The following is a 26,286-nucleotide window of genomic DNA, read 5'->3' on the forward strand; positions in this document are numbered from 1 at the left end:
GGCGCGGTGGGAAGCCGCCGTGGGCAACCGCGCACCGGGAGGGGCGCGCGGTGGTTCAGCAGACCTCTTCCAGATCCCGGTACGCCCGGGTGTCCGGGCTGTCCGCGACCCAGCCGTCGAGCAGCCCCCGCACCAGGCCCGCGGGCGCGGCGATACCGCACTCGCGCTCCGGCACCCACAGCCCGCCGCCCGCGCTGCGGTGGCTCAGCCGTCCCGGGTGGCCGGGCTCCCCCTGGTCGTGCGGGTCGTGGTGGACCGAGTGCCCGTCGTCGGTGGGCATCCGGCTCTCCGAGCAGGTCCGGCACAGCAGCCGCACCGAGGAGGACCAGTCCTCCGCCGCGTAGCCCGCGTCCGCCGCCAGCCGCTCCATGGCGTCCCGGTCCTCCTCGGTCGCCGCCTCCAGCAGCACCAGCCAGGTCGGGACCGGGGAGGGCGCCCACAGCTCGATCTCGTCGAAGACCGGGTACGCGGCGCCGCGGCCGGCCACCCTCTCGCCGTGCGGAACCCCGTCGTGCAGGACGACCTCGCCCCAGCGGCGCCCGGACGAGGGCAGGGGAATGCTCAGCACTTCGACGCGCGCCGGATCCAGGCGCCGGCCCCACACCACCTCGGACTCGCCCTCGGGCGAGAGCCGCACCGCCGCGCTGCCGAGCGGCACCTGGAGCGGCTCGTCCGTGGACCTGGCCTCTCCCGTCTCGAGCTCCGGCAGCCGCAGGCCGTACGCCTGCCAGGCACGGCGGGCCAGCGGCCAGTCCTGGAGGGCGGTGGCGGCGATGCCGACGTTCCACCAGTCGGGGGCGCCGGTGGCGCGGTCCAGCAGCGCCACCGCGCGCAGTCCGGCCGCCCTGGCCTGCTCCCAGTCGTGCCGGAACTTGTGCAGCAGGGCCAGGTTGTACCAGGACTCGGCCAGCCACGGCTCCAGGTCGGCGGCACGCGTCAGCAGCGCGCCGGCGTCCTCGTAACGCCCGTCGCCGATCAGCGTGAAAGCACGGTCGGTGGTCTGCCGCCAGGTGGCGGACGGACGGTGCCGTGCTCTGCCGAAGATCCTCACGATTCCGCCTGGTGTGGATGCGGTTGCCGGTTCACTGGTGCCTGTACAGGGATGCTGCCCTAGCCGATGACGGCCAGAACATCCCCTTCCTGGACGACGTCTCCCTCACTCACCTTGAGCTCGGTCACGGTTCCCGGCACCTCGGAGAGGACCGGGATCTCCATCTTCATCGACTCGAGGATCACCACCGTGTCGCCGACCTGTACGGGGTCGCCCCGCCTGACGACAACCTTCCACACATTGGCAACCATCTCTGCCTGGATTTCCGCGCCCACTCCAGCTCCTCGCCCGAGTCTCCCCAGCCACGCTCACGCGTTGGCCGCCTTGCCTGCGCATCAAACCACGCCCAGCGTGGCAGCCGCTCCTTACCTGCGGGTCAACCCGGGCTCGGGACCCGGCCCCCCGCGCAGGCACACATCGGCCAGTGCCTCCACCACCCTCGGCTCGTACTCGCGGGCCGTGGACAGACGCAGCCGCTCCACCGCCTCCAGCCTGCCCGCCAGCCCCCCGTCCGCGCCCGCGAAGTCGTCGAACGCGTTGGCCGCGCGAACGATACTGCTGGCGAGCGGATGGCTCGGGTCCAGGGCGCCCTCCCGGTCGCGGAAGGGCTCTGCCTGGCGCTCGACGATGACCGCCACCTCCACCGGGACGCCTGTCTGCCGGACGACCTCGCCGCCGAGCCCGGCGATCCGGCGCTGCTCCTCCTGGTCCAGGACCGCGGTGGCCCCGCCGGGCACCGGGTCGACAAGGGCCAACTGCCCGATGTCGTGCATCAGCGCCGCGTACTCGAGCAGGAGCAGGTCGCGCTCGGCCATCCCCAGGGCCCGCCCGACCTCGCAGGAGAGCCGGCTCACCCGGCGGGCATGGCCCTCCGGGGTGTATCCGGCGACCTCGGTGGCCCGCGAGAGGGAGACGATGGTCTGCCGGTACGTCGCCCGAACGGCCGCATGGCGGCGGAACGAGACCTGCGTCAGCAGCAGGGGCACGCTGAAGACCGGCAGCGCCCACAGTCCCATCACCCCGGCGGCCACCGCCATGATCACCCCGGTCGCGCACACCGCCGAGCCGATCCCCATCAGGGCCCTGACCTCGTCGCGCAGCAGCGCGGGAAAGTGCCGCCCGCTGCGGGCGTGGGTGAGGGCCGCGGCCAGGACCGTGTCGAAGAGCGCCGCCAGGGCGAGCAGAAGGGCCATGAACGCGATGTAGAGCGGCCCTTGGCCGGCCGTGCGGCCGAGGGCGCCGCTGTTGTCCAGCGGCTGGTAGAGCGTGGCGGTGAACGCCACCGTGAGCACCTTGCGGGACTGGTCGGGGTCCAGGTCGCCGAGCGGGCGGCGGTAGGTGCGCCGTAGACGGGGCAGGGAGCCCAGGAGCATCGCCGTCCCGCAGACGGCGACGACCTGAGGCACCCCATGGCTGGTGGACGTTCCTCCCGCCTGGCCGAGCACGGCGTAGGCGAGCGCTCCGGCGGTGCCCAGCGGCGTCGCCGTGCGCTCGCCCGGAAGAGTGATGCGCAGCCCCTCGCCCGCGGCGACGAAGACGGCGAAGGCGAGCGCCACGGACGGCTGTGCGAGTCCGTGCCACAGCGTCCAGCCCACGGACACGGCGAACAGCACGGCCGCGACGAGGCACAGCGCGGGCGCCGCACACCGCCGCATCCGGCTCCTGGGCGCGGACTGGGCGCTCGCGGACGCGGGGCTCGTGCGCGCGGGCCGGGGGCTCGCGGACGGTTCGGGCGGTCCGGTGGGGCTCACGGCCGTCTGCGGGGGGCCGCGGGAAGGGGCTCGGCCCGGCAGCACTTGTCCCGGCAGACCGGGTCCGGGCAGCACTTGTCCCGGCAGACCGGATCAAGGCAGCCCTTGTCCCGGAAGACCGCATCAGGCGCGGGCACAGGCGGCGTGCCGTCGCCGTCGGCCGGGGACGGCACCGCCCAGCCCTGCCGGGTAACGGCGCGTATCAGGGCGTTGACCATGTCCGGGTCGAACTGGCTGCCCGCGCAGGCCCGCAGTTCCTCCATGGCGACGGAGACGGGCCGGGCGGCACGGTAGACGCGGTTGGACGTCATGGCGTCGAAGGCGTCCGCCACGGCCACCACGCGGGCGAACTGCGGGATCCCCGCTCCGGACAGGCCGTACGGGTAGCCGCTGCCGTCGAGTCGCTCGTGGTGGTGCAGGATCGCCGAGAGCGCCTCCTCGAGGAACTCGATGCCGCGCACCATCTCGTGGCCGTACTCCGGATGGCGCTGGACGATGCCGCGCTCCTCGGGGGTGAGCCGTCCGGACTTGCGCAGCAGCCGCGTCGGCACCCCGAGCTTGCCCACGTCGTGCAGGGTCCCGGCGAAGCGCAGCGCCTCGATGCGCTCCTCGGGGATCCCGATCTCGCGCCCGATCATCACCGATGCCCTGCCGACCCGTTCGCTGTGGCCGCGCGTGTACTCGTCCTTCAGGTCCACCGCCTGGACGAGCGCCCGGACGGTGGCGTGGTGGGCGGCCTGCTCGCGGTGGTACTGCGCGAAGACCCAGCAGGAGACATACATGGGCAGCAGGGCGAGCACGGCCGCCAGCGGCCCGTAGGGGCCCGTCCAGAGCACCGCCATGGTGAGGCCGACGACGCCGTGGGCCACGGACGGGGCCAGGGAGGGCACGAGCACCCGGCGCAGCGCGTCCATCGGCGCCCGGCGGGACGCGGTGACGAGCACTCCCGACATCAGCGCCCCGGCGACCAGCCAGAACGTCAGGGTGGCCAGCCCCGCGGTGCCGAGCGCCCGGGGGAACTCGGCGTCGCGCAGGATCCGGGGGCCGCCCGCCCACTGGTGGACCGCGGAGGCGGCAGCGGCGGCCACGGCGAGCTGCGCCGCGTTCCACACCCGCCTCGGCGCTCCGGCGTGCCCGGCGGCCGGCAGGAGTGCGGGCCGCCGCGCCGGCCGCCCGATCAGCGCACCCGGCACGGCGACGAGCGCGGCCGCCGGGGGCGGCAGCATGAGCACCCCGGTGAGGAGAACGGGGAAGAACGCGCCCGTGCCGGTGGGCACGTGTCGCCCCATCAGGCGGCAGAGGGTGGCCTGCTCGCACACGACGCAGAGGGCGGCGAGCACGAGCACGGCCGTCCAGTCGGTGCGGGCTCCGGCCGTGCCCAGCAGGGGGACCACACAGCCGAGCGCGGCCGCCGCACCGAGCAGGACATACAGGCGCGCCGCCGGTGGCAGGGCTCGCATCACTCCTCCTCGGTCAGGCGTGGAAACAGGCCCTGGGATCGAGTTCGGAGAATAGGCCGCCGGGGTCGGCGCGGCAGGAATATGGGCGGATTGGTCTACTTGACCGGTCCCGATTCGCACATTCGGGTGAACTGTATGGAACATGTGCACCCTCGAACGCGTAAGCGGCCCCGACGGTCCGAAGACCGTCGGGGCCGCTCGGACACCGTCGGCGCGAGATGCGCGGGCCGTCGGAGCCCGCTCCGTGAGGGGCCGCCCAGTCAGGGGCCGCTCCGTCAGGGGCCGCTCCGTCAGGGGCCGCTCTCCGTCAGGGGCCTGGGGCCCTTGGCGGCGGCTGACTCGGTCGGCGACTCGGCCGCGGGCGACACCGGGGTCACCGGCGGCGGCACGGGGGTCACCTCGCCGGCCCGGATCGCCTCGATCCGGCCCATGACCTTGCCCCGCAGGTCGGTCGGCACGGCGTCGGAGCCGCAGCAGCGCTTGACGAGCTTCTTCACCGCCTGCTCCAGGCCGTACTTCTCGAAGCACGGGTGGCACTCGTCGAAGTGCTCCTGGAACTTGGCGCAGTCCCCAGCGGGCATCTCGTTGTCGAGGTACTCGTAGAGGTGGTCGAGTACCTCGCTGCAGTCTGTCTCGTGCGGGTTGCCGCAGCTCATGTGCCCGAGCCTTTCCGGTCTTGCGGCGAGGAGCCACCCGCGGCCGCTCCCACGGGTGCGTCAGCCTGATCCTGCTTGCCGTTGTCCTCGGGGACCAGTCCGCGCTCGCGCGCGTAGTCCTCGAGCATGCCGCGCAACTGACGCCGGCCGCGGTGCAGCCTGGACATCACCGTTCCGATGGGGGTCCCCATGATGTCGGCGATCTCCTTGTACGCGAAGCCTTCGACATCCGCGAGGTAGACCGCTATGCGGAACTCCTCGGGGATCGCCTGCAGCGCCTCCTTGACGTCGGAGTCGGGCAGGTGGTCGAGGGCCTGCGACTCCGCGGAGCGCAGCCCTGTGGACATGTGGGACTCCGCACGGGCGAGCTGCCAGTCCTCGATCTCCTCCGCCGCGCTGCGCTGCGGTTCGCGCTGCTTCTTGCGGTAGGAGTTGATGAAGGTGTTGGTGAGGATGCGGTACATCCAGGCCTTGAGGTTCGTCCCCTCGCGGAACTGGTGGAACGATCCGTACGCCTTGGCGTACGTCTCCTGGACCAGGTCCTCCGCGTCGGCCGGATTGCGCGTCATCCGCAGCGCGGCCGAGTACATCTGGTCGAGGAATCCGAGCGCGTCGCGTTCGAAACGGGCGTTCCGCTCGGCGGGAGTCTCCTCGGGCGCCGTACCGTCGTCGGTCCCTGTGACCGGACCCACCTCCTTCACAGCCGAAACGGTTCCCCGCGCGGGGCCGCTCGAATCGGAGGATATAGGCCCGGCGGACCCACCGCCCAATGCCGCTCCGCCCGTGGGACGCAGTGGCTCCCACGAGAGGTAGGGGGCCTGGGCGCGAGCCGGGCAAGCTGCTGAAACCATGCGGCTGCCTTCCAGAGTTCTACGAACCGACAGCCTCCACAACGCGAAGGCCGCACGGGACATTCCCGGCCCCTTCAGGGCCGCCTCGAGCCGCCCTCCGGAGCCTCGGGCGGACAGGAGACCCGCCTCGAGGTGTCCGTCACACCACGCGTTCGAGCCAATCGGCGACCGCGTCCGTGATCACCCGCATCGCCGCCTGCTCGTCGAGGTCCGCCTTCTTCGGCACGGCGAAGCCGTGGTCACCGAAGGGGACGGGGACGAGTTCCCCCTCGTAGCCCGCCGCGGCGAACTCCTCCGGGCGGCCGAAGGGGTCGCGCTCCCCCTGCACCACGAGCGTCGGCAGCCCGGCGTCGAGCAGTTCCTGAGCCCGGCTCCTGTCCGGCTTCCCCGGCGGATGCAGCGGGAACGACAGGGCAAGCACGGCCGCCGCTGCGAGGGACCGGCCGGTGCGGCAGGCCACCCGGGCCCCGGCGCTGCGTCCGCCCGCGACCACGGGCGCGCCTTCGGCCTCCAGCGCCTTCCACACGGCGGTCCATGCCGTGTCGAGGGTCTTCGGCGCGGGCGCGAGCTTCCTGCCCGCCACCCGCCACGGCTGCTCGACCAGGGCGACGGTCACCCCGAGCGGGGGCAGCGCGGCGGACAGCGCCCGCAGGTCGCGGGCCTCGATGCCGCCGCCCGCGCCGTGTCCGAGCGCCAGGACCGCGCCGGGCTCGGCGCCTCGGGCACGGGCGTAGGTGATACGGGCGTCGCCGACCGGGGTGGGGACCGGAACCACGTTCATGGTGATCAGAACAGCGTCTGCGGGGGCTGCTCCGCAAGCGGCTCGGTGAGCTCGGGCGCGTTGTTGCGGACGTTGCTGACGTCGGGCGAGACCGGGTACGCCCGCATCAGGCCGGGGCGGGGCGGGGCCAGCAGCGGCAGCAGGCGGTCCGGATCGTCGTTGCGCGGATCCAGCCATGCGGCCCAGCGGTCCTGCTCCAGCATCAGGGGCATCCGCGGGTGGATGTCGGCGAGCGAGCGCGGCCCGCCGGCTGCGGGCTCTCCCTCTCCCGGCTCCCCCGGCTCCCCCGACCCGTCCGACCCGGCCGACCCGGCCAACGCGGCCGACGGGGCGCTCCGGCCGACCCGGCCGACCTCCGCGGCCCCGGCGAACGGCTCGGTCTCCGCCTCGGTCGTCAGCACCGTGCAGGTGCGCCACCAGGCCAGCGGGTGGTCGTCGGGCAGGGTCCGGTCCCGCCAGAACTCGAAGAGGCCGGCCATGGCCATCACCGAGCCGTCCGCGGGCGTGATGAAGTACGGCTGCTTGCGGGGCCGCTTCCTGGCCCCCTTCTGCTCCTGCGCGAACTCCCCCTTCGGAGTCAGCCACTCGTAGTAGCCGTCGGCGGGCAGCAGGCATCGGCGGGTGGCGAAGGCGCGCTTGTACGAGGGCTTCTCGTGGACGGTCTCCGCCCGAGCGTTGATCATCTTCGCCGCGGACTCGGGGGTCTTCGCCCACGAGGGCACCAGACCCCAGCGCAGCACCCTCAGCTGCCGCACGGGCTCGTCGCTGCCGGACCCCTTGAGGGGCCGCTGGAGGACGGCCCATACATTCTTCGTCGGTGCCACGTTCCAGTCGGGCTCGATGGTCTCGGTCGGCTCCCAGTGCTCGACCTCGAAGACGTCCGCCAGGTCCTCGGGTTTACGACTTGCCGCATAACGACCGCACATACGTGCCACCCTGCCAGGCACTAAGGCCTCACGTCGATCGTTGAGCGGAGACCATGGACACGACGAAGATCACCGACGTCTGGGACCACGTGGTGGGCACCCAGCCCGACCCACCGACCTGGCTGGTCGCCGTCACCGGTCTGGTGGCGCTCACCGCGATACTCCCCGACGTCGCCTGGCGGATCAGCCGCAACGTCGTCACGATCGCCCACGAGGGCGGCCACGGTCTGATAGCCCTGCTGACGGGCCGCAGCCTCGACGGCATCAGGCTGCACTCCGACACCTCGGGGCTGACCGTCTCACGCGGCAGGCCGACCGGCCTCGGCATGATCCTGACCGCCGCCGCGGGCTACACCGCCCCTCCCCTGCTGGGCCTGGGCGGTGCCTGGCTGCTCGCCGCCGGCCACATCACGGCGCTGCTGTGGACGGCCACGGCGCTGCTGGCCGCCATGCTGGTGATGATCCGCAATGCCTTCGGGGCGCTGTCCGTGGTGGTGACCGGGGGCGCCTTCCTCCTCGTCTCCTGGCTGACCGGGCCCGATGTGCAGGCGGCCTTCGCGTACGCCGCGGTGTGGTTCCTCCTGCTGGCCGGGGCGCGGCCGGTCTTCGAACTCCAGCGCAAGCGCGGGCAGGGAGGAGCCCCGGACTCCGACGCGGACCAGTTGGGACGGCTGACCAATGTGCCCGGCGGGCTGTGGGTGACCCTCTTCGCGGCCGTGGCCCTGTTCTCCCTCTTCGGCGGCGGGCGCTGGCTGCTCGGGCTCTGAAGACGCGGACGCCGACTGCTCGGGCTCAGAAGCGCCGCGGACCCGCCGGCTCCGAACCCGGTGCCGTATTGGCGTAGCCCAGGGGGTGTTCTGGGCCCCCGTGATTTCGTAGACCCCCACGAGCGGTGGTTGAGGGGGCTATGAACGGGTTGCGGCAAATTCCTCCCCGCCCTTGTGGCACTAAGGTGGTGGCACATGACCGGCAACTCCGCGCCCAGTGCGCTCTGGCCCGCTCCGACCGCGTCCGGCTCCGTGGACGCGACCGTCACCGTGCCCGGATCCAAGTCGGTGACCAACCGTGCCCTCGTCCTCGCCGCCCTCGCCTCCGAGCCCGGCTGGGTGCGCCGCCCGCTGCACAGCCGCGACACCCTGCTGATGGCCGAGGGCCTGCGCAGGCTGGGCGTCGGCATCGAGACCGTGCCGAACAGCGCCTCCGGTCCCGGCACCGGCCGCGGCGACGCCTGGCGCGTGATCCCGGCCGGACTGCACGGCCCCGCCTCCATCGACGTCGGCAACGCCGGCACGGTCATGCGCTTCCTGCCGCCGGTCGCCGCGCTCGCCGACGGCCCCGTGCACTTCGACGGCGACCCCCGCTCCTACGAGCGGCCCCAGCACGGCGTGATCGACGCCCTGCGCGCCCTCGGCGCCCGCATCGACGACGAGGGGCGCGGCTCGTTCCCGCTCACCGTCCACGGCGGGGGCGCCCTCGACGGCGGCGAGGTCGACGTCGACGCCTCGTCGTCCTCCCAGTTCGTCAGCGCCCTCCTGCTGTCCGCCCCCCGCTTCAACCAGGGCGTCGAGGTCCGGCACACCGGCAGCTCCGTCCCCTCCCTGCCGCACATCCGGATGACCGTGGAGATGCTGCGCGCGGCCGGAGCCCAGGTGGACACACCCGACTGCGGGGGTGAGGCCGATGTGTGGCGGGTCGCCCCCTGCGCCCTGCTCGGCCGCGACATGGTGGTGGAGCCGGACCTGTCCAACGCCGCCCCGTTCCTCGCCGCCGCGCTGGTCACCGGCGGCCGGGTCACCGTCCGCGACTGGCCCGAGCGCACCACCCAGCCGGGCGATGCCCTGCGCGAGCTCTTCACGCGAATGGGCGGCTCCTGCGAGCTCACCGAGCAGGGCCTGACCTTCACCGGCAGCGGCCGGATCCACGGCATCACGGCCGACCTGCACGAGGTGGGCGAGCTCACCCCGGTCGTCGCCGCCGTCGCCGCGCTCGCCGACTCACCGTCCGAGCTCAGCGGCATCGCCCATCTGCGGCTGCACGAGACCGACCGCCTCGCCGCTCTGGCCAAGGAGCTGAACGAGCTCGGCGGCGATGTCTCCGAGACCGCCGACGGCCTGGTCATCCGACCCCGCCCGCTGCACGGCGGCGTCTTCCACACCTACGAGGACCACCGCCTGGCCACCGCCGCCGCGGTGCTCGGCCTCGTCGTCGAGGGCGTCGAGGTGGAGAACGTGGCGACCACCGCCAAGACCCTCCCGGAGTTCCCGCGGATGTGGGCCGAGATGCTGGAGAAGGACGCGGGGACGACCGCGGGCACCGCGCCTTCCTTCGAGCCGAGAGCCTGACCCTCCGCCATGCGGCGCTACGGCAAGGACAGCGACGAGGACGACATCCGGGTCCGCCCGGGTCGCAGGGGCAGCCGCCCGCGCACCCGGATCCGCCCCAAGCACGAGGACGCGTCCGAGGGCTTCGTCACGACCGTGGACCGGGGTCGCTGCACCTGCCTGGTGGACGGCCGCGTCATCACCGCGATGAAGGCGCGTGAGCTGGGCCGCAAGAGCGTGGTCGTGGGCGACCAGGTGGCCCTCGTCGGCGATCTGTCCGGCGACGAGGGCAGCCTGGCGCGGATCGTGCGCGTCGAGGACCGCGATTCGGTGCTGCGCCGCACGGCCGACGACGACGACCCCTACGAGCGGGTGGTGGTGGCCAACGCCGACCAGATGGCCATCGTCACCGCGCTGGCCGACCCCGAGCCGCGTCCCCGCATGATCGACCGCTGCCTGGTGGCCGCCTACGACTCCGGGCTGGAGCCGCTGCTCGTGCTGACCAAGTCCGACCTCGCCCCGGCCGACCCCCTGCTGGACGTCTACGCCCCGCTCGGTGTGCCGTACGTCGTCACCACCCGGGACACCCTGGGCTCCGGCGGCGCGGACGCGGTGCGCGAGCGGCTGAAGGACCGGATGACCGTGTTCGTCGGCCACTCCGGCGTCGGCAAGACCACGCTCGTCAACGCCCTGGTGCCCGAACGGCAGCGGGCCACGGGCCATGTCAACGCGGTGACCGGGCGCGGCCGCCACACCACCACCTCGGTGCTCGCCCTGCCGCTGTCCGACGGGGCGGGGTGGGTCATCGACACACCGGGCGTGCGCTCGTTCGGCCTGCACCACGTGGACCCCGGACGCGTCATCAAGGCGTTCCCCGATCTGGAGCCGGGCACCGAGGGCTGCCCGCGCGCGTGCAGCCACGACGAGCCGGACTGCGCGCTCGACGAGTGGGTGGCGCAGGGCCAGGCCGAGCCGGCGCGACTGGAGTCCCTGCGTCGTCTGCTCGCCTCGCGCGAGCGCCGCGAGGGCGACTGACGCTCCGTTCGGCGGGGGCCACGCGTGGCCGGAATTCCGTATCGACACGCTTCCGGTGTAGGCGCGCCGAATCTGGGGAGAACATGTGATCATCGAGACCGGTCAGGCGCGCAGAGGGCGGAGGCTCACCAGATGACATGGCTCCTCGTCGTCGTCGCCGGACTGCTCGAGACCGGGTTCGCCGTCTGCCTGAAGCTCTCCCACGGCTTCACCCGCCTCTGGCCGACCTTCGCCTTCTGCGCCTTCGCGCTCGGCAGCTTCGGTCTGCTGACCCTGTCGCTGAAGAAGCTCGACGTGGGCCCCGCGTACGCGGTGTGGACGGGCATCGGCGCGGCCGGCACCGCCATCTACGGCATGGTCTTCCTCGACGACGTGGTGTCCACGCTCAAGCTGGTGTCGATCAGCCTCGTCATCCTGGGCATCATCGGCCTCCAACTGAGCGGCTCCGCGCACTGAGACCCTGCCCGCCGACCCGCCGACCCGCCCGCTCGTCCCTGATACGGCCCACTGGTCCCTGGCACGGCTCTGGCCCCTGTTACCGCCCTCGTACGCCCCCTGGCGCGTCAGTCCTTGAGCTCGGGGGTGTTGGCGTCCCTCAGGCGGCGCATCAGGGCCGATAGGCGCTCGGCGTCCGCCACCCCCAGGGGCTCCAGGAAGTACCGCCGAAGCGCCTCGGCGTGCCGTGCGCGCGCCCGTTCGGCGATGGACAGGCCACTGGGGGTCAGTGCCACGTAGGTGACCCTGCGGTCGGTGGCGCACGCCTGCCGCTCGATGAGTCCCGCTTTGACCATGCGGTCCGCGAACTTGGTGAAACCGCCCGACGTCAGCGACACCTCGTGGGCGAGCCGGGTCATGGTCAGCCGGTGGCCGGGTGTGCGCAGCAGCCGCAGCAGGACCTCGAACCACGGGCCGGGGACCGTCACATCGACGCCGAGGTCCGTCGCGGTCAGCCGGTTGGTGCGGGTGTACCCCTCGACCGCAAGACCCCACCAGGTGATGACCTCGTCGTCGGCGATGTCGGCCGGCCGTACTTGCTCCTGCTCGTTGCCCATGGCAACAACAGTACGGCCAGCGGGCCCTTTCACCATCCCGGGGCGAGAAGGTGACGCACCAGGGCGGCCACCTGGGCACAGGCGTCCTCCACGGTCCGGCCCGGCGCCACGGCGTAGGAGAGGGTCAGCCGGACGGCGGCCTCGCAGGCCGCGCCGATCTGCACCAGGCCCAGCTTGGGGTAGCCGTGCTCGATGGCGCCGATCGCCCGCTCGCGCAGGAGCTCGACGAGTTCGCTGGGAGTGGGGCGGGCGCAGCGGGGCATGAGCGCGGTGCGCTGTTCGTGGCCGCCGATGAGGACCGAGCGCACCAGGGGGTTGGCCTCGGCGGTCAGCAGGGTCCACGAGGCGGCGGCCGCGAAGGCGCCCCCGGCGTCCGCGCCGGAGCGCTCCGCCCCGGCCAGCGCCCGCTCCACCCCGCCGATGAAGGCCTCCACCTCGCGGCGGGTCAGCGCGCGGGCGAGCCCGTCCTTGCTGCCGAACTCGTTGTAGAGGGTCTGCCGGGAGACCCTCGCCGCCTCGGCGACCTCGACCATCCGTATGTCGGACCACGGCTGCCGCCCCAGGGCGGCGAGGGCGGAGTCGAGGAGGGTCTCGCGGGCAGTCGGCATCGCCGCCTCCGGGGCTCGCGGGCTGGCAGGGCCGCGGCCGAAAATGGCCTCACCGACCAGATTTGACGTACCACCAGATGCTGTCAAGGGTGCGGTCGCCCTGCCGCCGAACCGGTGTCGGGCGCGCCCACCGCTGCGCCCCGGTGGCCCTGACCAGAACCGGTCGATACTGTTCGCCTCATGCCGGACTACCACGACGATCTGCGCCTCGCCCATGTGCTGGCGGACGTTGCCGACGCCGCGACGATGGAGCGGTTCAAGGCGATCGACCTCAAGGTCGAGACCAAGCCTGACATGACCCCGGTGACGGAGGCCGACCGGGCGGCCGAGGAGCTGGTGCGCGGCGCCCTCCAGCGCGCCAGGCCGCGCGACGCCGTGCTGGGCGAGGAGTTCGGCAACCAGGGCCAGGGCCCGCGCCGGTGGATCATCGACCCGATCGACGGGACGAAGAACTACGTGCGGGGCGTGCCGGTGTGGGCCACGTTGATCTCCCTGTTCGTCCAGGGCCCCGGGGGCGACAAGGGGGTGGTGGGGCTGGTGTCGGCCCCCGCGCTCGGCCGGCGCTGGTGGGCCTCGCTGGGCTCGGGCGCGTACACGGGCCGCAGCCTGTCGTCGGCGACCCGGCTGCATGTCTCCGGGGTGGCCAAGCTCGGGGACGCCTCGTTCGCCTACTCGTCGCTGTCGGGCTGGGAGGAGCAGGGGCGCCTCGACGGGTTCCTGGACCTGACCAGGGCCTGCTGGCGCACCCGCGGCTACGGCGACTTCTGGCCGTACATGATGGTCGCGGAGGGCTCGGTGGACATGTGCGCCGAGCCGGAGCTGTCGCTGTGGGACATGGCGGCCCCGTCGGTCGTGGTGACCGAGGCCGGGGGCCGTTTCACCAGCCTGGAGGGTGAGCCGGGGCCGGGCGGCGGCAATGCCGCGGCCTCGAACGGGCTGCTCCACGAGGAGCTGCTGGGCTACCTCGGCCGGGGCCGCTGAGACTCCTGTGAACGGCTGGGGGGGTGGTGAACACCGCCCGCCCGTCGCTCATCACTCGATCTGGGGACACCGGGCCTCTTGTTGCCGCCGCCTCCGCATGTGAACATGAGAATTCGAGCCCTTGTGAATTTGTGAAAGGGTTCTCAATTCCCAACCGAGAGGTGGCTCCAGCCCATGCTCGTCCGTGACGCCATGAGCACTGTGGTTCTCACCATCGGACCCGCCCATACACTGCGACAAGCCGCCCGCCTCATGTCCGCCCGCCGTATCGGCGCCGCTGTCGTCCTCGACCCGGACACCTGCGGCCTCGGAATACTGACCGAACGTGACGTGCTCATCTCCGTCGGGCACGGCGAGGACCCCGACCGGGAGACCGCCGGATCCCACACCACCACCGATGTCGTCTTCGCCGCTCCCGAGTGGACGTTGGAGGAGGCCGCGACCGCCATGGTCCGCGGCGGCTTCCGGCACCTCGTCGTCCTCGAGGGTGACGCCCCCGTCGGGATCGTCTCGGTCCGCGACATCATCCGCTGCTGGTCCGGGCAGAGCGCCCGGCCGCGCGAAGCGGCGGCAGTGGCGGGCTGATCCCCGCCCACGCCGCACAGCCACGGCAAGAGGCCGGGCTCCCGACGAATCTCGGGAGCCCGGCCTCTCAGCCGTTGCAGGTTCAGCCGTTGCGGGCCCAGCCGTTGCCGGTTCGGCCGTTGCCGGTTCAGCCGTTGCCGGTTCGGCCGTTGCCGGTTCGGCCGGTGCCGGCGCTTGCCCGGCCGCCGCCCGGGGCGGACCGGACCGGGCGAGGAACCACGTCGCACCGGCGCTACCTGCGCGAGGCGATCGAGCGCGGCGACTCCTCCCCGCGGACCGTGCAGGTGCGGATCATGCCGGCGAACGAGGCGGCCGCGGTCCCCCGCCGCCTGCCCAACCGAGTCGCATTTAGACATCATCCAAGTCAAGAAGAGTTCCAGCTCCATACTGGATCGGAACTTGTCCACGAACACTGTTAGGCTGGAACACATGAGTGACCTGCTGGAACGACTTCGCGAGCGCGGTTGGCGACTCACCGCGCAGCGGCGAGTCGTGGCCGAGGTCCTCGACGGGGACCACGTCCACTACACGGCCGACGAAGTACACGCCCGGGCGGTGGAACGTCTGCCGGAGATCAGCCGCGCGACCGTCTACAACACCCTCGGCGAGCTGGTGAGCATCGGTGAGGTCGTGGAAGTGAGCACCGACGGCCGCGCCAAGCGCTACGACCCCAATGCCCACCACGCCCACCAGCACCTGATCTGCTCGCGCTGCGGGACCATCCGTGATGTGCACCCCCTGGGCGATCCGCTCTCCGACCTGCCCGACGCCGAGCGCTTCGGCTTCGTCGTCTCGCAGGTGGAGGTCACATACCGCGGGCTGTGTCCCGGGTGCCACTCCTGACGCGGCCCGCCGCCCGATGAGGTGCGACCGACCGCTCAGCGGAGCACGAAGGCGAGGTGCCTGCGCACCGGCTCCGGCAGGCCCGCGGCGCCGATCAGGCCGTTGATCCGGTCCAGGTGCTCCGGATCCGGCCGCGAGTAGATCTGCCTGCGCAGCCACGCCCTCAGATCGGAACGGGCCTCGGCGGCCACGTGCGGGCGGGGATCGGCCGCCAGCTCCAGATCCACCTCCACGCGCTGCCAGGGCCCTGACGCCCTCAGCAGGCGCAGCGCGGCCCGGTGCACGGGGACCTCCGGGCGGGCCAGCGCCTCGCGGGCGACATCCACGGGCACCGCGGACGCCACGGGGACCAGCGCGTCCAGCACCTCACGCGCCACACTGGGTGTCACGTCGCCCAGCAGGGGCACCAGCAACTGCGGCAACTGCTCCTGGGGGGCCACCTTCCCCAGCGCCCTGACCGCCGCACGGCGCACCGCCGACGGCCACGCGGGGCCGCTCTCGCCGCTCTCCCAGGGGTGCGGCTCGACCGCCGCCAGCCGGGCGAGCAGGGGGACGTCGGTGGCGTCGCCGCACTCGCCGAGTCCCGCCGCCAGCCCGGCCACCAAGTTGGGCGCGGTCGCGCCGCCGCAGCGGCGCAATTGCTTGCGATAGACATCGACGGGTGGCTCGCCGCGCTTGTAGAGCTTCCAGCGGGCCTGAGCCCGCACCATCCTCGAACGGTCGGCGAGCGGTGCGGTGAGCCGCGCGGCGGGAACGTCGTCGGGGAGCGCGGCCACGGCGAGCTCCCGGACGGCGGCCGAGCGCGCCCACATCAGCCGGCCGGCCTGGTCCGGGTCGATCTCCAGCAGGCGCTCGGCGCACAGATGGCGGCACACCTGGTCGGCGTCGCGCAGCGCGGTGCGGACGAGGTCGCCGCGGACGTACTCGCCGAGCTCCAATGCGAGCTCCACGCCGAAGCGGCGGGTACGGGGATCGGCGTCGGCGGCGAGGCGCCGCACCGTTCTGCGCTGGGCGGGGTCGGTGAGCGCGTCGCGGAACGTCTCCAGGGCCCCGCCTGCCCGCACCCGGCGGCTCAGCCGCAGCAGCAGCCGGACGGCGGCGACGGCCTCGTCGGGTTCGAGTCGGCCGAGGAGGGCTGCGACGGCCTGCTCGCGCACGGGAGGCACCCAGTCGACGGTGCGCAGGGCCAGCGCGTAGGCGGTGTGGGGCCCGCGCTCGGCAGAGAGTGCGCGGACGGCGGACTCGCGGCGTCTGCCGTCCGACTCCATCGACTCCAGGACGAGGCGCAGGGGGTCGAGGATCTGGGGCAGGCGGCTGTCCCATGTGCGGCGCACGGCCCGGTCGAGCACGACCCAGACGCCGGGCGGGGCCTCGCAGAGCGCGCGCAGACCGGCGGAGGCTTCCTGTCCCTCGGCGGCGCGCAGCGCCTCGACGAGCGCCTCACCGTCCGCCCCGCGCCCGGAGAGCGCGGCGTCGCACAACTGGCGCCATGCCCGGCCCGGCGCAAGCCCGGGCGGCGCCGCCTTCTTGCGCAACGCCTTCCCCAGCCGTCCCCGCAGCACGCGGCCCTCCTCTGCCGAGCCCCCACTGGTGATCAGGATTACCCGCGGTGCGCGGGAAATCGGCGAGAGTTTGCACCCCCTTGCCCGAACCTGTACCAGGCCGAAATGCGGAAAGCCCGCAGCCATGGGCTGCGGGCCTTCCGTCGTGGTAGCGGGGACAGGATTTGAACCTGCGACCTCTGGGTTATGAGCCCAGCGAGCTACCGAGCTGCTCCACCCCGCGTCGATGAACCAAACCCTACGTGAGCCCCACCCACCAGCGCAAATCCGTTCCCCTGGGGGCGGGGAGGGCCGCTGAGTCCCGGCGGCGCGAGCAACGCGACGGGAACGCGAGTGACGCGATGCCGGTGGGGCGCCCGGGTCGCGGGCGCCCCTTCTCGAGCGGGTGGTGCCGCTAGGCCGTTAACTCCTGGTGGAGGGCGGCCTTCAGACGGGCGGCGCGCTCGGCCACCTCCGCCGGGCCGCATTCCGCGGCCCTGGCGCACCAGGACTCCGCCTCGGACAGCGCGCCGCGGCGGGCGGCCAGGAGGGCAAGGCGCAGGGCCGCGCGGCCGTGGCCGTCGTCCGCCGCCCGCGTCCACCACACGGCCGCCTCGGGCTCGCTGCCCTCGCGGGCCAGCAGCAGGCCGAGGTTGAACGCGCCGTTCCGGCTGCCCGCCTCAGCCGCCGTGCGGTACCACTTCGCCGCCTCGACCACGTCGCCGTGCTGCGCCAGGCACATGCCGAAGCGCACCTGGGCCCGCCGATGGCCCTTGCGGGCCGCCCGCTCGTACCACTCCTCGGCCTCGTCCACGCCCTGCCGCTCCAGGAGCGAGCCCAGACGGAAGGCGGCATCCGCGCAGCCGTTGCCGGCGGCGCTGCGGAAGTGCCGCTCCGCCGCGGGCAGGTCCCCGTCCCGCTGGAGCGCGATACCCACCTGGAGCGCCGCCTCGGCGTGCCCCGCGGCGGCCGCGCGCTCGTACCACTGCCGGGCCGTGCGCTCGTCGCCTCGGCCCACGTGGAGGATGCCGAGGTTGAACGCCGCGTCGACGCTGCCCGCCTCGGCGGCCTTGGAGAACCACGGCTCCGCGCCCGCGGTGTCACCGCGCTGGAGCAGCAGCACGGCCAGCGCGTTGCTCGCCTCCCGGTGGCCCGTGTAGGCGGCCCGGCGGTACCACTGCTCGGCCTGCGCCGTACGGCCCGAGGCCGAGCACAGCAGCCCGAGGTTGAAGGCGCCGTTGTGGTCGCCCGCCTCCAGCGCGATGCGGTACCACCGCTCGGCCTGCTCGGTCTCCCCGGCCTGCGCGTGCGTGGCACCGAGCGCGTTCGCCGCGTGGCCGTCCCCGTTCAGCGCGGAGCGCCGCCACCACTCGGCGGCCTCCTCCACCTTGCCCTCGTCGCGCAGGAGGAAGCCCAGGGCGCACGCCGCGCGCGCCTCGCCCTCGCGGGCTGCCTGGAGGTACCACCTCGCGGCCTCCCTGCGCTCTCCCCGCTCCTCCAGGAGGGTGCCCAGGCGCAGCGCGGCCCTGCGGTGCCCGCGGGCCGCCGCCTGCCGGTACCAGGTCTCGGCCTGCGCGTTCTCGTTGCGCTCGGCGTGGATACGGGCGATGCGGTAGGCCGCCTCGCGGTGGCCGTGCTCGGCCGCCGCACGGAACCAGCGCTCGGCACCGACGTCACGACGGTGCTCCAGCAGGTCCGCGAGGGCGTAGGCGCCGAGGGTGTGGCCCTGCTCGGCGGACTGCCGCAGCCAGTACTCGGCGCCCGGCTCGTCCCCGCGCTCACGCAGGTGCCGGCCGAGGGAGTGCGCGGCGGCGGCGCTGCCCGCGACCGCGGCGATGCGCCACCACGCGGCCGCCTCGTCGGCGTAGCCGCGCTGGTGGAGCAGGACTCCGAGGTTGTTCGCGGCGGCTCGCTCACCGGCCGCCGTCGCGCTGCGCAGGCACGGCTCCGCCGCCTCCAGGTCGCCGCGGCGCAGCAGCATCGCGCCGAGGACGCTCTCGGCCGCGCTGTCCCCGGCGTCCGCGGCACGCCGGTAGCGCGCCTCCAACTCCGCCTCCTCGCGGACGGCGAGGACGTCCTCCAGCGGTGCGGGGTCGAGGATCTGCTCGGTCGAGGGCAGCAGGCTGTCGCCCGAGTGCCGGGGGGCCGGGAAGAGTTCCGCGGCCTCGGGCAGCTCGCGCAGGGCATCGCCGCCCATCGGCAGCGTGGGCGTCGTCTCCGCTTGTGAAATCCGACGTTTGTTCAAAACCTTCGCACTGTCCCCCATAGAGTCCATCGTCGCACCACCCGCAACCCGCGTACACCTGGTATACCGCAGCCCTCAAGGTCACTTCAGCGTTTTGTCGACTTCCCGATACGACGACAGATCAAACCATTCCCAGGTGGACTCCCGCCGCACGGCGGACAGTTGGCGGGCCGCCGGACCGCCCCGACGCCCTCGCGGGATCACCCGATCGGGAACAGCACCACGCGGCGACACCCTCACCCCCGATCCCCCGGACATGCGGAATGGCCCGCAGCCAAAGGGCTGCGGGCCATTCCGTCGTGGTAGCGGGGACAGGATTTGAACCTGCGACCTCTGGGTTATGAGCCCAGCGAGCTACCGAGCTGCTCCACCCCGCGTCGTTGTGTCCCAACCTTACCACGACGCGAGGTGGGCCCCATTCACCCCTGGTTCACGGCTTCTTCCCCGGCTTCTGAGAGGGACTCCCCGAAGGCTTCGTTGACGGCTTGGTCGACTGTGCCTTCTCCTCGGCGTCCTTCGCCTTCCTCAGCGCCTCCTGGAGCTTCTTCTGCTCCTCTCCGTACCGCGTCCAGTCCTGGCGCTTGAGCGCCTCCTGGCTAGCGTCGAACGCCTTCTGGGCGTCGTCCAGCGCCTTCCGCACCGTGGGGCTCGTCTGCTTGCCCTGGTCCCCGGGCCTGCCCTGGTCGCCCGTTGGCGGCCGCGTGGCGCTCTTCTTGCCGAACACCACGTCCAGCGCCTGGCCCAAGGTGTTCTCGAACGCGGTCCTGTCCCCGTACCGCACCAGCACCTTGGACAGCAGCGGGAAGCTGGCGCCCGCGCCCTTCAGATACACCGGCTCGACGTACAGCAGCCCGCCGTCGAGGGGCACCGTCAGCAGGTTGCCGTACTCCACGTCGGAGTCGCCGCGTCTCCAGATGTTGATCTGCTCGGCGACGGCCTTGTTGGAGTTGAACTTGCTCTGCACCAGCTTCGGGCCGTCCACCGTCGAGTTGGACGGCAGCTTGAGCAGTCTGATCGTTCCGTAGTCCTTGCTCGCCGCGTTCGCGTCGACCGCCATGAACGCCGACAGGTTGTCCCGCCGGTTCGGCACGAACGTCGAGGTGAGCGAGAACGACTGCCCGGGCTGATCGGGCATCTTCATCGACAGGTAGTACGGCGGGACGTCGTCACCGCTGGTCGTCGTCGGGTCCGCCGGGATCCGCCACACCTCGCTGCCGCTGAAGAACGTGGACGCGTCCTTGACGTGGTAGCGGGTCAGCAGGTCCCGCTGCACCTTGAACAGGTCCTGCGGGTACCGCAGATGCTCCATCAGCGCCGGGCTGATCCTCCCCTTCGGCTGGACCGTGCCCGGGAACGCCTTCATCCACGTCTTGAGCACCGGGTCCTCGGTGTCCCACTGGTACAGCTTCACCGTGCCGTCGTAGGCGTCCACCGTCGCCTTGACCGAGTTGCGGATGTAGTTGACCCGGTTGTCCGGCGTCAGCAGCTTGCGCTGCTCGTCGGTGAGCGAGTCCGTGGTCGTGTCCCCGAGCGTGGTCCGCGACGCGTACGGGTAGCCGTTGGTCGTCGTGTAGGCGTCCACGATCCACTTGATCCGGCCGTCGACCACCGCCGGGTACGGGTCGCGGTCGATGGTCAGCCACGGGGCGACCGCCTCGACCCGCTCCTTGGGCGTGCGGTCGTAGAGGATCTTCGATCCCTTGCCGATCGCGCCGGAGTACATGATCTGCGGCTCGCTGAACGTGACCGCGTACGCCGCCCGCGTCAGCGGGCTGTCGAGCCCGACACCGCCCTTGCCGCGGTAGGTGTAGCTCTTCTCACCGCTGTTGTCGGAGTAGTCGATCTCCTGGGTCGGCCCGCCGACGATCGAGTACTGCTTGGTCTCCTCACCGAAGTACACCCGCGGCTCGTAAGGGCGTAGCTTGCCCTCCGGCGGCAGGTTCTTCTCGGTGAACAGCGGCTCGCCGTTCGAGCGGGTCGTGGTGCCCTCGGCGGCCACCATGCCGTAGCCGTGCGTGTACTTGAAGTGGTCGTTGACCCAGTTGCTCTCGGGGATGCCCACGAGGTTCAGCTCGCGCAGGCCGACGACGGTGTCCTGCTCCTTGCCGTCGATCTTGTAGCGGTCCACGTCCAGGGTGTTGGGGAAGGTGTAGTAGCCGCGCACCTGCTGGAGCGTCTGGAACGTCGGCGAGACCACCGTCGGATCGAGCAGGCGGACCGAGGCCGTGGTGTCGGCGCCGGCCCTCAGCTGCGTGTCGTCCTTGTCGCTCCTGCCCGGGTACTCCTTGACGTCGGTGTCCTTGATCCCGTACGCCTTGCGGGTCGCGTCGATGTTCTTCTTGATGAACGGCGCTTCCTTGGCCTGCTCGTTCGGCTGGACCTGGAACTTCTGCACTATCGCCGGGTAGAGGCCGCCGATGAGGATCGCGGAGAGCACCATCAGTCCGAAACCGATCACGGGCAGCGACCACGTGCGCCGCCACAGCGTGCTGAAGAACAGCAGCGCGCAGACGATCGCGATGCAGAACAGGATCGTCTTCGCGGGCAGGTAGGCATTGGCGTCCACGTACCGCAGGCCCGTCCAGCCGTCGGTGGCCTTGAAGTCGCTGGACTTGACCGCCAGCGCGTACCGGTCCAGCCAGTAGGCGACCGCCTTCAGTGAGACGAACACCCCCAGCAGCACCGACAGGTGGCCGGTCGCGGCGCCGGTGGCCCGCGCCCCCGGGCTGGTGATCCGCAGCCCCCCGTAGAGGTAGTGCACCGCGGCGGCGGCCAGCAGGCACAGCACGGCGGCGGCGAAGCCGAAACTCAGCAGGAAGCGGTACCAGGGCAGGTCGAAGGCATAGAAGGAGACATCCTTGTGGAACTGCGGGTCCTTTATGTGGAAAGAGGTCCCGTTCACCCACTGCAGCCAGGTGCGCCACTGGCCGGCCGCCGACGCCCCGGCGATCAGCCCGACCAGCGAGGAGACGCCGAGCAGAAGCCACTTCTTGTAAGGGGCCACCGCCATGCGGTAGCGGTCGAGGCTCTGCTGCTCCACCGACATGGCGCTCAGCGGGGGCCGCAAGCGGTGCGCGAGGTAGATGTTCACCCCCACCACCAGCGTCATCAGCAGGCCGAAGACGAAGAACAGCCCGATTTTCGTCCACAGCATCGTGGCGAACACCGAGGAGTAGTCAACGGATCGATACCAGAGCCAGTCCGTCCAGAATCCCGCGAAGATGACGAAGGCGATGGCGAGAACGGCCAGCACTCCGAGAGTCATCAGCAAGGTGCGGGTACGCCGGGACGGTCGGCCGACTCTGAACCGTGGCCCCGGCGAGCCGCCGCGGTCCGGCATCTGGAAAACCAAGGTGCGCACCTCGAAACATCAGCGATAGAGCACTAACAAAGGGGTGCCGGGCCCGGCACCCATCTCATGCAACTTACCCAGCCTTTACTCAAGTTCCCGACTGCCGCAACGAATGTGCATCGGGAGGCCCGTGGGAGGCAGGATACGGAGCATGTCCAACATTCCGACCGGAGACGGCCCTCCCGCGGGCGGCACCTCCGGCACCCCCATGGCGGCCTCACCTCTGACCCGAGCCGTGCTCGAGATCGACGAGTACGCCTCCGGCCTCGGCTGGGACCGGCCGGCCCGGCTGTTCGCGCTCGTCGACACCAACGCCCTGCGCGGCCAGGAGCCCGGTCTCGCCCAGCAGCTCGGCCTCGACACCGACGCCGAGCCGGGTTCGCTGACCCCGATCGAGCAGGACGAGCTGCCCTCCGGCACGCCCCTGGACGAGTTCCTCGCCACGATCGCCTGGCCGGACTCGGTCGCCGGGTGCGCGCTGGTCGTGGAGCGGCTGATGCTCCCGGCGGGGGCCGAGACCGATGTGCCCCAGGGCATCGGCGACGAGGAGCTCGCCCAGTGGGTGGCCGCGCATCCGTCCCGGCAGGAGGTGCGGATGACCGTGGGGGTGCTGCGCGACGGGTCACGCGAGTCGGCGCTGCGCCTGCGGGAGAAGGACTCCCCCACCGAGGTGCTGACCGGGTCGAGCCTGGTGCCGGGGCTGGCGGAGGCGCTGGCGGCGACGTTCGAGGAGTGAGCCCGGCGAGGGCACGACCCAGGACCGGGCGTCGAGCGGGGCGCGTGCGCGCACGCGCCCCGCTCGTACTGACGGTCGCTACGACGGTCAGCCGCCGCAGCTCGGCAGCGCGTCGGTCTTGTTCTCACGGATGTCCTTGAGCGCCCCGAGGGCGTCGTCCAACGTCCTGACCTTCACCAGCCTCAGCCCGTGAGGGGTGTCCTTGGCGGCGGTGGCGCAGTTGTCCGCCGGGGTCAGGAAGTATTCGGCGCCCTTGTCACGGGCGGCGATGATCTTCATCGAGATGCCGCCGATGGGGCCGACCTTGCCGTCGTCGTCGATGGTGCCGGTGCCCGCGACGAACTTCCCGCCCGTCAGGTTCCCCGGCTCCATCTTGTCGATGAGGCCGAGCGAGAACATCAGCCCGGCGCTGGGGCCGCCGACGTCGGCGAGCTTGATGTCGATCTTGAACGGAAAGGTGTGCTCGACGCCCCCCTGGATGCCCACGACCGCGCGGCCGTCGTCCGGGGCCCTGGCCGTCGTGATCGCGACCTCGGTGGTGGGCAGGGACTTGGTGGCGGCCGCGTCCTTCCCCTTGGCCTTGGCTGCCGGGACGATGGTGAAGACCGCCCGCTCACCGGGCTTGTGCTTGGTGACCGCCTTGGCGATGTCTGCCGCCTTCCCCACCTTGGTGCCGTCCACGGCCCTGACGACGTCGCCCGCGTGCAGCTTGTTCTCGGCCGGCGCGCCCTTGACGACGGAGCCGACGATCACCCGGGAGCCGACCGGGATCGCGAGGTGGTGCAGCGCCGCCACCTTCGCGCTCTCCTGCGAGGCCGTGAACTCCTCGGCGTTCTCCTGGTCGACCTGCTCGGCGGACTTGTCGTCCGGGTAGAGGGTCCCTCGGGGGACGACCGCCTCGTCGTGGGAGAGCCAGCCGACGACCGACTCGACGAGGTTCATGCGGTAGTCCGACCCGGTGACGCGGACCGTGGTCATGTTCAGGTGACCGCTCGTCGGGTAGGTGCGGTGGCCGTCGACCTGGAGCACCGGCTCTCCGCCGTGCTTGCCCAGCGTGTTCACCGTGGGGCCGGGGCCCAGCTCCGCGTAGGGCACGGGCATGAGCACCCCGACGCAGAGCAGTCCTATGAACAGCAGGGTCGAGGCGAGCATCGTCGCGGTGCGGCGTGGCATGGGACGACAGTACGGGACATCAGCCGGAAGCGGCTTCCGGGGCCGCAGTCCAGGCCCCTTGCCCACCCCGGCCGCTGGGCTCGAACGCGGGCTACACGGGGTCGGAGCTGGACTCGCTCATGACTTCGCGGAAACGGTCGAAACCGGCGAGCGACCTGGCGTCACCCGTGCTGCGGTTGCGTGCCGCCCAGGCGCCCCAGGCGGCGGCGAGCAAAGTGGCCACAACGGGAATGATCAACCATGCGAGCGCCGCCATGCCGGCCTCCTGAATCTGCCGTCGCGAACTGCCATATATGAGCAGATTAACCACTCAATGGGCCAACGGCAGGACTGGCACCCAGGTTACGCCCGACTGGCTCACAGATCGGAGCGAGGGGGTCGCGGAAGCCCGGCGCGCGGGGAGGCGGCACGAGCCGTCGGGATGCGGCGCGACCGGTCGGGGATTCGGTGCGACCGCTCGAGGTGACTCGAGGTGAGGGGACCGGGACGGCCGGATCGGGGCGGCCGGATCGGGGCGGCCGGATCGGGGCGGCCGGATCAGTGCGCGGGGGCCGGTGAGGGGTCAGTGCGCGCAGGCCCCGACCCACTCCTCGGTGCCGTCCGCGAAGATCTGGTGCTTCCAGATGGGCACCTCGGCCTTGAGGTCGTCGATCAGCCCGCGGCAGGCCGCGAAGGCCTCGCCGCGGTGCGGGCAGGACACCGCCACGACGACGGCGAGGTCGCCGACCGCGAGGGCCCCCACGCGGTGGACCGCGGCCAGTGCCCGGACGGGGAACTCGGCGGCCGCCTTCTCCGCCACCCGTCGCATCTCCGGCTCCGCCGTCGGGTGCGCGGAGTACTCCAGGCGGGTGACCTCCTGGCCCCCGTCGTGGTCTCGGACGGTGCCCACGAAGAGCGCCGTGCCTCCGGCGCTGTCGTCGCCGACCGCGGAGAACACCTCGTCCACGGAGAGCGGGGTGTCGCGGATCTCGAGAAGGCGGATGGGGTCCTGGGACATGCCGCCATCATCGCGCACTCGTGCGGCGCGGCCCAACCGAGGCCCAACCGGGACCCGGCCGCGAGGCGGAGGATCGTCCGCCCACGGCCGCCGGCAGGGCACCGCCGACAGCGCTTCCTCGGCAGCGCTCCCTCGGCAGCGCACCGCCGGCGGCGCACCGCCATGGCCGCCGGCAGCGCCCCGTCAGCCCCGGCGCCGCTTCCTGGCGCGGCGCACCAGGGCCGCGGTGCCGACGAGGGCCACCGTGGCACCGGCGGCGCCCAGGGTCGTGGCGTCCTTGCGGCCGAGACGGCGCCCGGCGACCGCGGTGTGCTCGGAGACCTCCTCCAGCAGCTCGGCCAGTGCCTCCTCGTTCGTCCACGTCGGCCGCCAGCCGGCCTCGTGCAGCTTGCTGCCGGAGACCACCCAGGGGTGCATCGTGTAGGCGAGGTCGCCCGCGGGCGAGGGGGTCAGGCCCAGCCGGTGCAGCCGCGAGGCGGCGCCGAGCGCGATCGAGGCGGGAAGCTCCATGCGGCGGATGCCGGACAGCTCCTCGACCTCCTCCTGCTCCAGCCAGCCGTCGCAGCCGACCGCGAGCTCGCCCTCGACCTTGCCCAGCGCCGCGTACTCCAGCGCGCAGACCAGGTCGTCGACGTGGCAGAACTGCCAGCAGGGCCGGCTTCCGGCCACGACCAGCAGCCGAGGCGCCTCGAAGTGGCGGGTGAGGACGGTGTCGACGCCGCCGACCAGCACCGAGGGGCGCACCACGGTGACGTTCAGGCCGGGGTGGGCGCGGGGGGCGCGGCGCCCGAGGCGTTCGATCTCCAGGAGGTCGCCGACCGCCGTCGCCTCCTCGGTGGCGCGCAGCGGGGCGTCCTCGGCGAGCGGCACGTCGTTGTCCGGCAGGGCTCCGTAGACCATCGCCGAGGTGCACAGGACGACGCGGTGGACCCCGGCGGCGGCCGCGGCGGTCAGCACGGTCTGGGTGCCGCGCACGTTGTAGGCGGTGCGGGCGGCCGGGTCGGACTCCAGGCCCAGGTCGAGGGCGAGGTGGACGACCACGTCGGCGCCGCGCAGGCGTTCGGCGATGGCGGGGTCGCGCACGTCGAGGACGCGCCAGTGGGCGCCGGGCACGTCGCCGCGCCGCTCGTCGATGGCGACGACCTTGCGGACCTCCTCGGACTCGGCCAGGCGCAGCGCGAGCCGGTGGCCGATCCCGGACGCGGCTCCGGTGACCGCGACCACGGGTCGGTTGTTGGAGGCGCCTTCGGCGGTCTGCCGAGAGCGAACTTGTCGGGGCTGGGAACTCACCGGGTGTCTCCCACGGTTAATTCTTGTGTGTGATGCGCGACGTCCATCCTG

25 protein-coding genes and 2 tRNA genes are annotated in these 26,286 nt (G+C 72.3%); 8 read left to right on the top strand and 19 right to left on the bottom strand.

Annotated features, from left to right (window positions below; translation table 11 throughout):
- Nucleotides 1-55: 55 nt before the first annotated feature.
- The 8 genes from IEY86_RS09940 to IEY86_RS09975 form a co-directional block, all read right to left on the bottom strand.
- Nucleotides 56-1,051, bottom strand: a complete 996-nt coding sequence (locus IEY86_RS09940) for a tetratricopeptide repeat protein (RefSeq protein WP_189131198.1) — start codon at nt 1,049-1,051, stop codon at nt 56-58.
- A 59-nt stretch (nt 1,052-1,110) separates the two neighbouring features.
- Nucleotides 1,111-1,326, bottom strand: a complete 216-nt coding sequence (locus IEY86_RS09945) for a biotin/lipoyl-binding carrier protein (RefSeq protein WP_189131199.1) — start codon at nt 1,324-1,326, stop codon at nt 1,111-1,113.
- A 90-nt stretch (nt 1,327-1,416) separates the two neighbouring features.
- The gene (locus IEY86_RS09950) at nt 1,417-2,706 is read right to left on the bottom strand and encodes an HD-GYP domain-containing protein (RefSeq protein ID WP_189131200.1); all 1,290 of its coding nucleotides are present in this window, start codon (nt 2,704-2,706) and stop codon (nt 1,417-1,419) included.
- Nucleotides 2,707-2,798: 92 nt separating this feature from the next.
- The gene (locus IEY86_RS09955) at nt 2,799-4,262 is read right to left on the bottom strand and encodes an HD-GYP domain-containing protein (RefSeq protein ID WP_229698290.1); all 1,464 of its coding nucleotides are present in this window, start codon (nt 4,260-4,262) and stop codon (nt 2,799-2,801) included.
- Between the two features lie 290 nt (nt 4,263-4,552).
- Complete coding sequence (gene rsrA, locus IEY86_RS09960) at nt 4,553-4,918, bottom strand: mycothiol system anti-sigma-R factor (protein ID WP_189131201.1); 366 nt, start codon at nt 4,916-4,918, stop codon at nt 4,553-4,555.
- Complete coding sequence (locus IEY86_RS09965) at nt 4,915-5,610, bottom strand: sigma-70 family RNA polymerase sigma factor (RefSeq protein ID WP_189131312.1); 696 nt, start codon at nt 5,608-5,610, stop codon at nt 4,915-4,917. Before IEY86_RS09965 ends, rsrA begins: the two co-directional genes overlap by 4 nt.
- Before the next feature lie 298 nt (nt 5,611-5,908).
- Nucleotides 5,909-6,550 (bottom strand): alpha/beta hydrolase family protein, encoded by a 642-nt coding sequence (locus tag IEY86_RS09970; protein WP_189131202.1) that lies wholly within the window; start codon nt 6,548-6,550, stop codon nt 5,909-5,911.
- 5 nt (nt 6,551-6,555) lie between these two features.
- Nucleotides 6,556-7,476 carry an SOS response-associated peptidase gene (locus IEY86_RS09975; protein ID WP_189131203.1) on the bottom strand — a complete coding sequence of 307 codons (921 nt, stop codon included), beginning with the start codon at nt 7,474-7,476 and terminating at the stop codon, nt 6,556-6,558.
- A 53-nt stretch (nt 7,477-7,529) separates the two neighbouring features.
- Between IEY86_RS09975 and IEY86_RS09980 the strand changes: the two genes are divergently transcribed.
- From IEY86_RS09980 to IEY86_RS09995, 4 genes are all read left to right on the top strand, one after another.
- Nucleotides 7,530-8,243: a M50 family metallopeptidase gene (locus tag IEY86_RS09980; protein ID WP_189131204.1), complete on the top strand. Its 714-nt coding sequence runs from the start codon at nt 7,530-7,532 to the stop codon at nt 8,241-8,243.
- 195 nt (nt 8,244-8,438) lie between these two features.
- A complete protein-coding gene (gene aroA, locus IEY86_RS09985) occupies nt 8,439-9,818 on the top strand; it encodes a 3-phosphoshikimate 1-carboxyvinyltransferase (RefSeq protein ID WP_189131205.1) in 1,380 nt (459 codons plus the stop codon).
- Between the two features lie 9 nt (nt 9,819-9,827).
- Nucleotides 9,828-10,832, top strand: coding sequence for a ribosome small subunit-dependent GTPase A (gene rsgA / locus IEY86_RS09990; RefSeq protein WP_189131206.1), 1,005 nt, complete (start codon nt 9,828-9,830; stop codon nt 10,830-10,832).
- Between the two features lie 132 nt (nt 10,833-10,964).
- Nucleotides 10,965-11,288: a DMT family transporter gene (locus tag IEY86_RS09995; RefSeq protein ID WP_189131207.1), complete on the top strand. Its 324-nt coding sequence runs from the start codon at nt 10,965-10,967 to the stop codon at nt 11,286-11,288.
- 107 nt (nt 11,289-11,395) lie between these two features.
- Here IEY86_RS09995 and IEY86_RS10000 read toward each other — a convergent pair whose 3' ends face one another.
- Both IEY86_RS10000 and IEY86_RS10005 read right to left on the bottom strand, forming a co-directional pair.
- Complete coding sequence (locus IEY86_RS10000; RefSeq protein ID WP_189131208.1) at nt 11,396-11,884, bottom strand: MarR family winged helix-turn-helix transcriptional regulator; 489 nt, start codon at nt 11,882-11,884, stop codon at nt 11,396-11,398.
- 29 nt (nt 11,885-11,913) lie between these two features.
- Entirely contained in the window at nt 11,914-12,492 is a 579-nt protein-coding gene (locus IEY86_RS10005) for a TetR/AcrR family transcriptional regulator (RefSeq protein ID WP_189131209.1), read from the bottom strand.
- Between the two features lie 180 nt (nt 12,493-12,672).
- Here IEY86_RS10005 and hisN point away from each other — a divergent pair, with 180 nt between their 5' ends.
- The 3 genes from hisN to IEY86_RS10020 all read left to right on the top strand — a co-directional run bounded on the left by hisN (nt 12,673) and on the right by IEY86_RS10020 (nt 14,901).
- Complete coding sequence (hisN, locus tag IEY86_RS10010) at nt 12,673-13,473, top strand: histidinol-phosphatase (RefSeq protein ID WP_189131210.1); 801 nt, start codon at nt 12,673-12,675, stop codon at nt 13,471-13,473.
- 174 nt (nt 13,474-13,647) lie between these two features.
- A complete protein-coding gene (locus IEY86_RS10015) occupies nt 13,648-14,058 on the top strand; it encodes a CBS domain-containing protein (RefSeq protein ID WP_189131211.1) in 411 nt (136 codons plus the stop codon).
- Nucleotides 14,059-14,487: 429 nt separating this feature from the next.
- Nucleotides 14,488-14,901 (top strand): Fur family transcriptional regulator, encoded by a 414-nt coding sequence (locus IEY86_RS10020; RefSeq protein ID WP_189131212.1) that lies wholly within the window; start codon nt 14,488-14,490, stop codon nt 14,899-14,901.
- A 35-nt stretch (nt 14,902-14,936) separates the two neighbouring features.
- Here IEY86_RS10020 and IEY86_RS10025 read toward each other — a convergent pair whose 3' ends face one another.
- The 5 genes from IEY86_RS10025 to IEY86_RS10045 all read right to left on the bottom strand — a co-directional run bounded on the left by IEY86_RS10025 (nt 14,937) and on the right by IEY86_RS10045 (nt 22,027).
- Nucleotides 14,937-16,463 carry a hypothetical protein gene (locus tag IEY86_RS10025; RefSeq protein ID WP_189131213.1) on the bottom strand — a complete coding sequence of 509 codons (1,527 nt, stop codon included), beginning with the start codon at nt 16,461-16,463 and terminating at the stop codon, nt 14,937-14,939.
- A gap of 146 nt (nt 16,464-16,609) precedes the next feature.
- A tRNA-Met gene (locus IEY86_RS10030) sits at nt 16,610-16,686 on the bottom strand.
- A 171-nt stretch (nt 16,687-16,857) separates the two neighbouring features.
- Entirely contained in the window at nt 16,858-18,717 is a 1,860-nt protein-coding gene (locus IEY86_RS10035; RefSeq protein WP_229698291.1) for a tetratricopeptide repeat protein, read from the bottom strand.
- 270 nt (nt 18,718-18,987) lie between these two features.
- A tRNA-Met gene (locus tag IEY86_RS10040) sits at nt 18,988-19,064 on the bottom strand.
- A gap of 53 nt (nt 19,065-19,117) precedes the next feature.
- Complete coding sequence (locus tag IEY86_RS10045) at nt 19,118-22,027, bottom strand: UPF0182 family membrane protein (protein ID WP_189131314.1); 2,910 nt, start codon at nt 22,025-22,027, stop codon at nt 19,118-19,120.
- 163 nt (nt 22,028-22,190) lie between these two features.
- Here IEY86_RS10045 and IEY86_RS10050 point away from each other — a divergent pair, with 163 nt between their 5' ends.
- The gene (locus IEY86_RS10050; protein ID WP_189131214.1) at nt 22,191-22,775 is read left to right on the top strand and encodes a PPA1309 family protein; all 585 of its coding nucleotides are present in this window, start codon (nt 22,191-22,193) and stop codon (nt 22,773-22,775) included.
- 87 nt (nt 22,776-22,862) lie between these two features.
- Here IEY86_RS10050 and IEY86_RS10055 read toward each other — a convergent pair whose 3' ends face one another.
- The 4 genes from IEY86_RS10055 to IEY86_RS10070 form a co-directional block, all read right to left on the bottom strand.
- Nucleotides 22,863-23,948 carry a YlbL family protein gene (locus IEY86_RS10055; protein ID WP_189131215.1) on the bottom strand — a complete coding sequence of 362 codons (1,086 nt, stop codon included), beginning with the start codon at nt 23,946-23,948 and terminating at the stop codon, nt 22,863-22,865.
- Nucleotides 23,949-24,039: 91 nt separating this feature from the next.
- Nucleotides 24,040-24,204 (bottom strand): hypothetical protein, encoded by a 165-nt coding sequence (locus IEY86_RS10060; protein ID WP_189131216.1) that lies wholly within the window; start codon nt 24,202-24,204, stop codon nt 24,040-24,042.
- Between the two features lie 306 nt (nt 24,205-24,510).
- Nucleotides 24,511-24,945 carry a molybdenum cofactor biosynthesis protein MoaE gene (locus IEY86_RS10065; protein WP_189131217.1) on the bottom strand — a complete coding sequence of 145 codons (435 nt, stop codon included), beginning with the start codon at nt 24,943-24,945 and terminating at the stop codon, nt 24,511-24,513.
- A gap of 183 nt (nt 24,946-25,128) precedes the next feature.
- Nucleotides 25,129-26,235 carry an NAD-dependent epimerase/dehydratase family protein gene (locus IEY86_RS10070; protein ID WP_189131218.1) on the bottom strand — a complete coding sequence of 369 codons (1,107 nt, stop codon included), beginning with the start codon at nt 26,233-26,235 and terminating at the stop codon, nt 25,129-25,131.
- Nucleotides 26,236-26,286 lie beyond the last annotated feature (51 nt).

The organism is Wenjunlia tyrosinilytica, from assembly GCF_014646055.1.
Classification (GTDB): Bacteria; Actinomycetota; Actinomycetes; order Streptomycetales; family Streptomycetaceae; genus Wenjunlia; species Wenjunlia tyrosinilytica.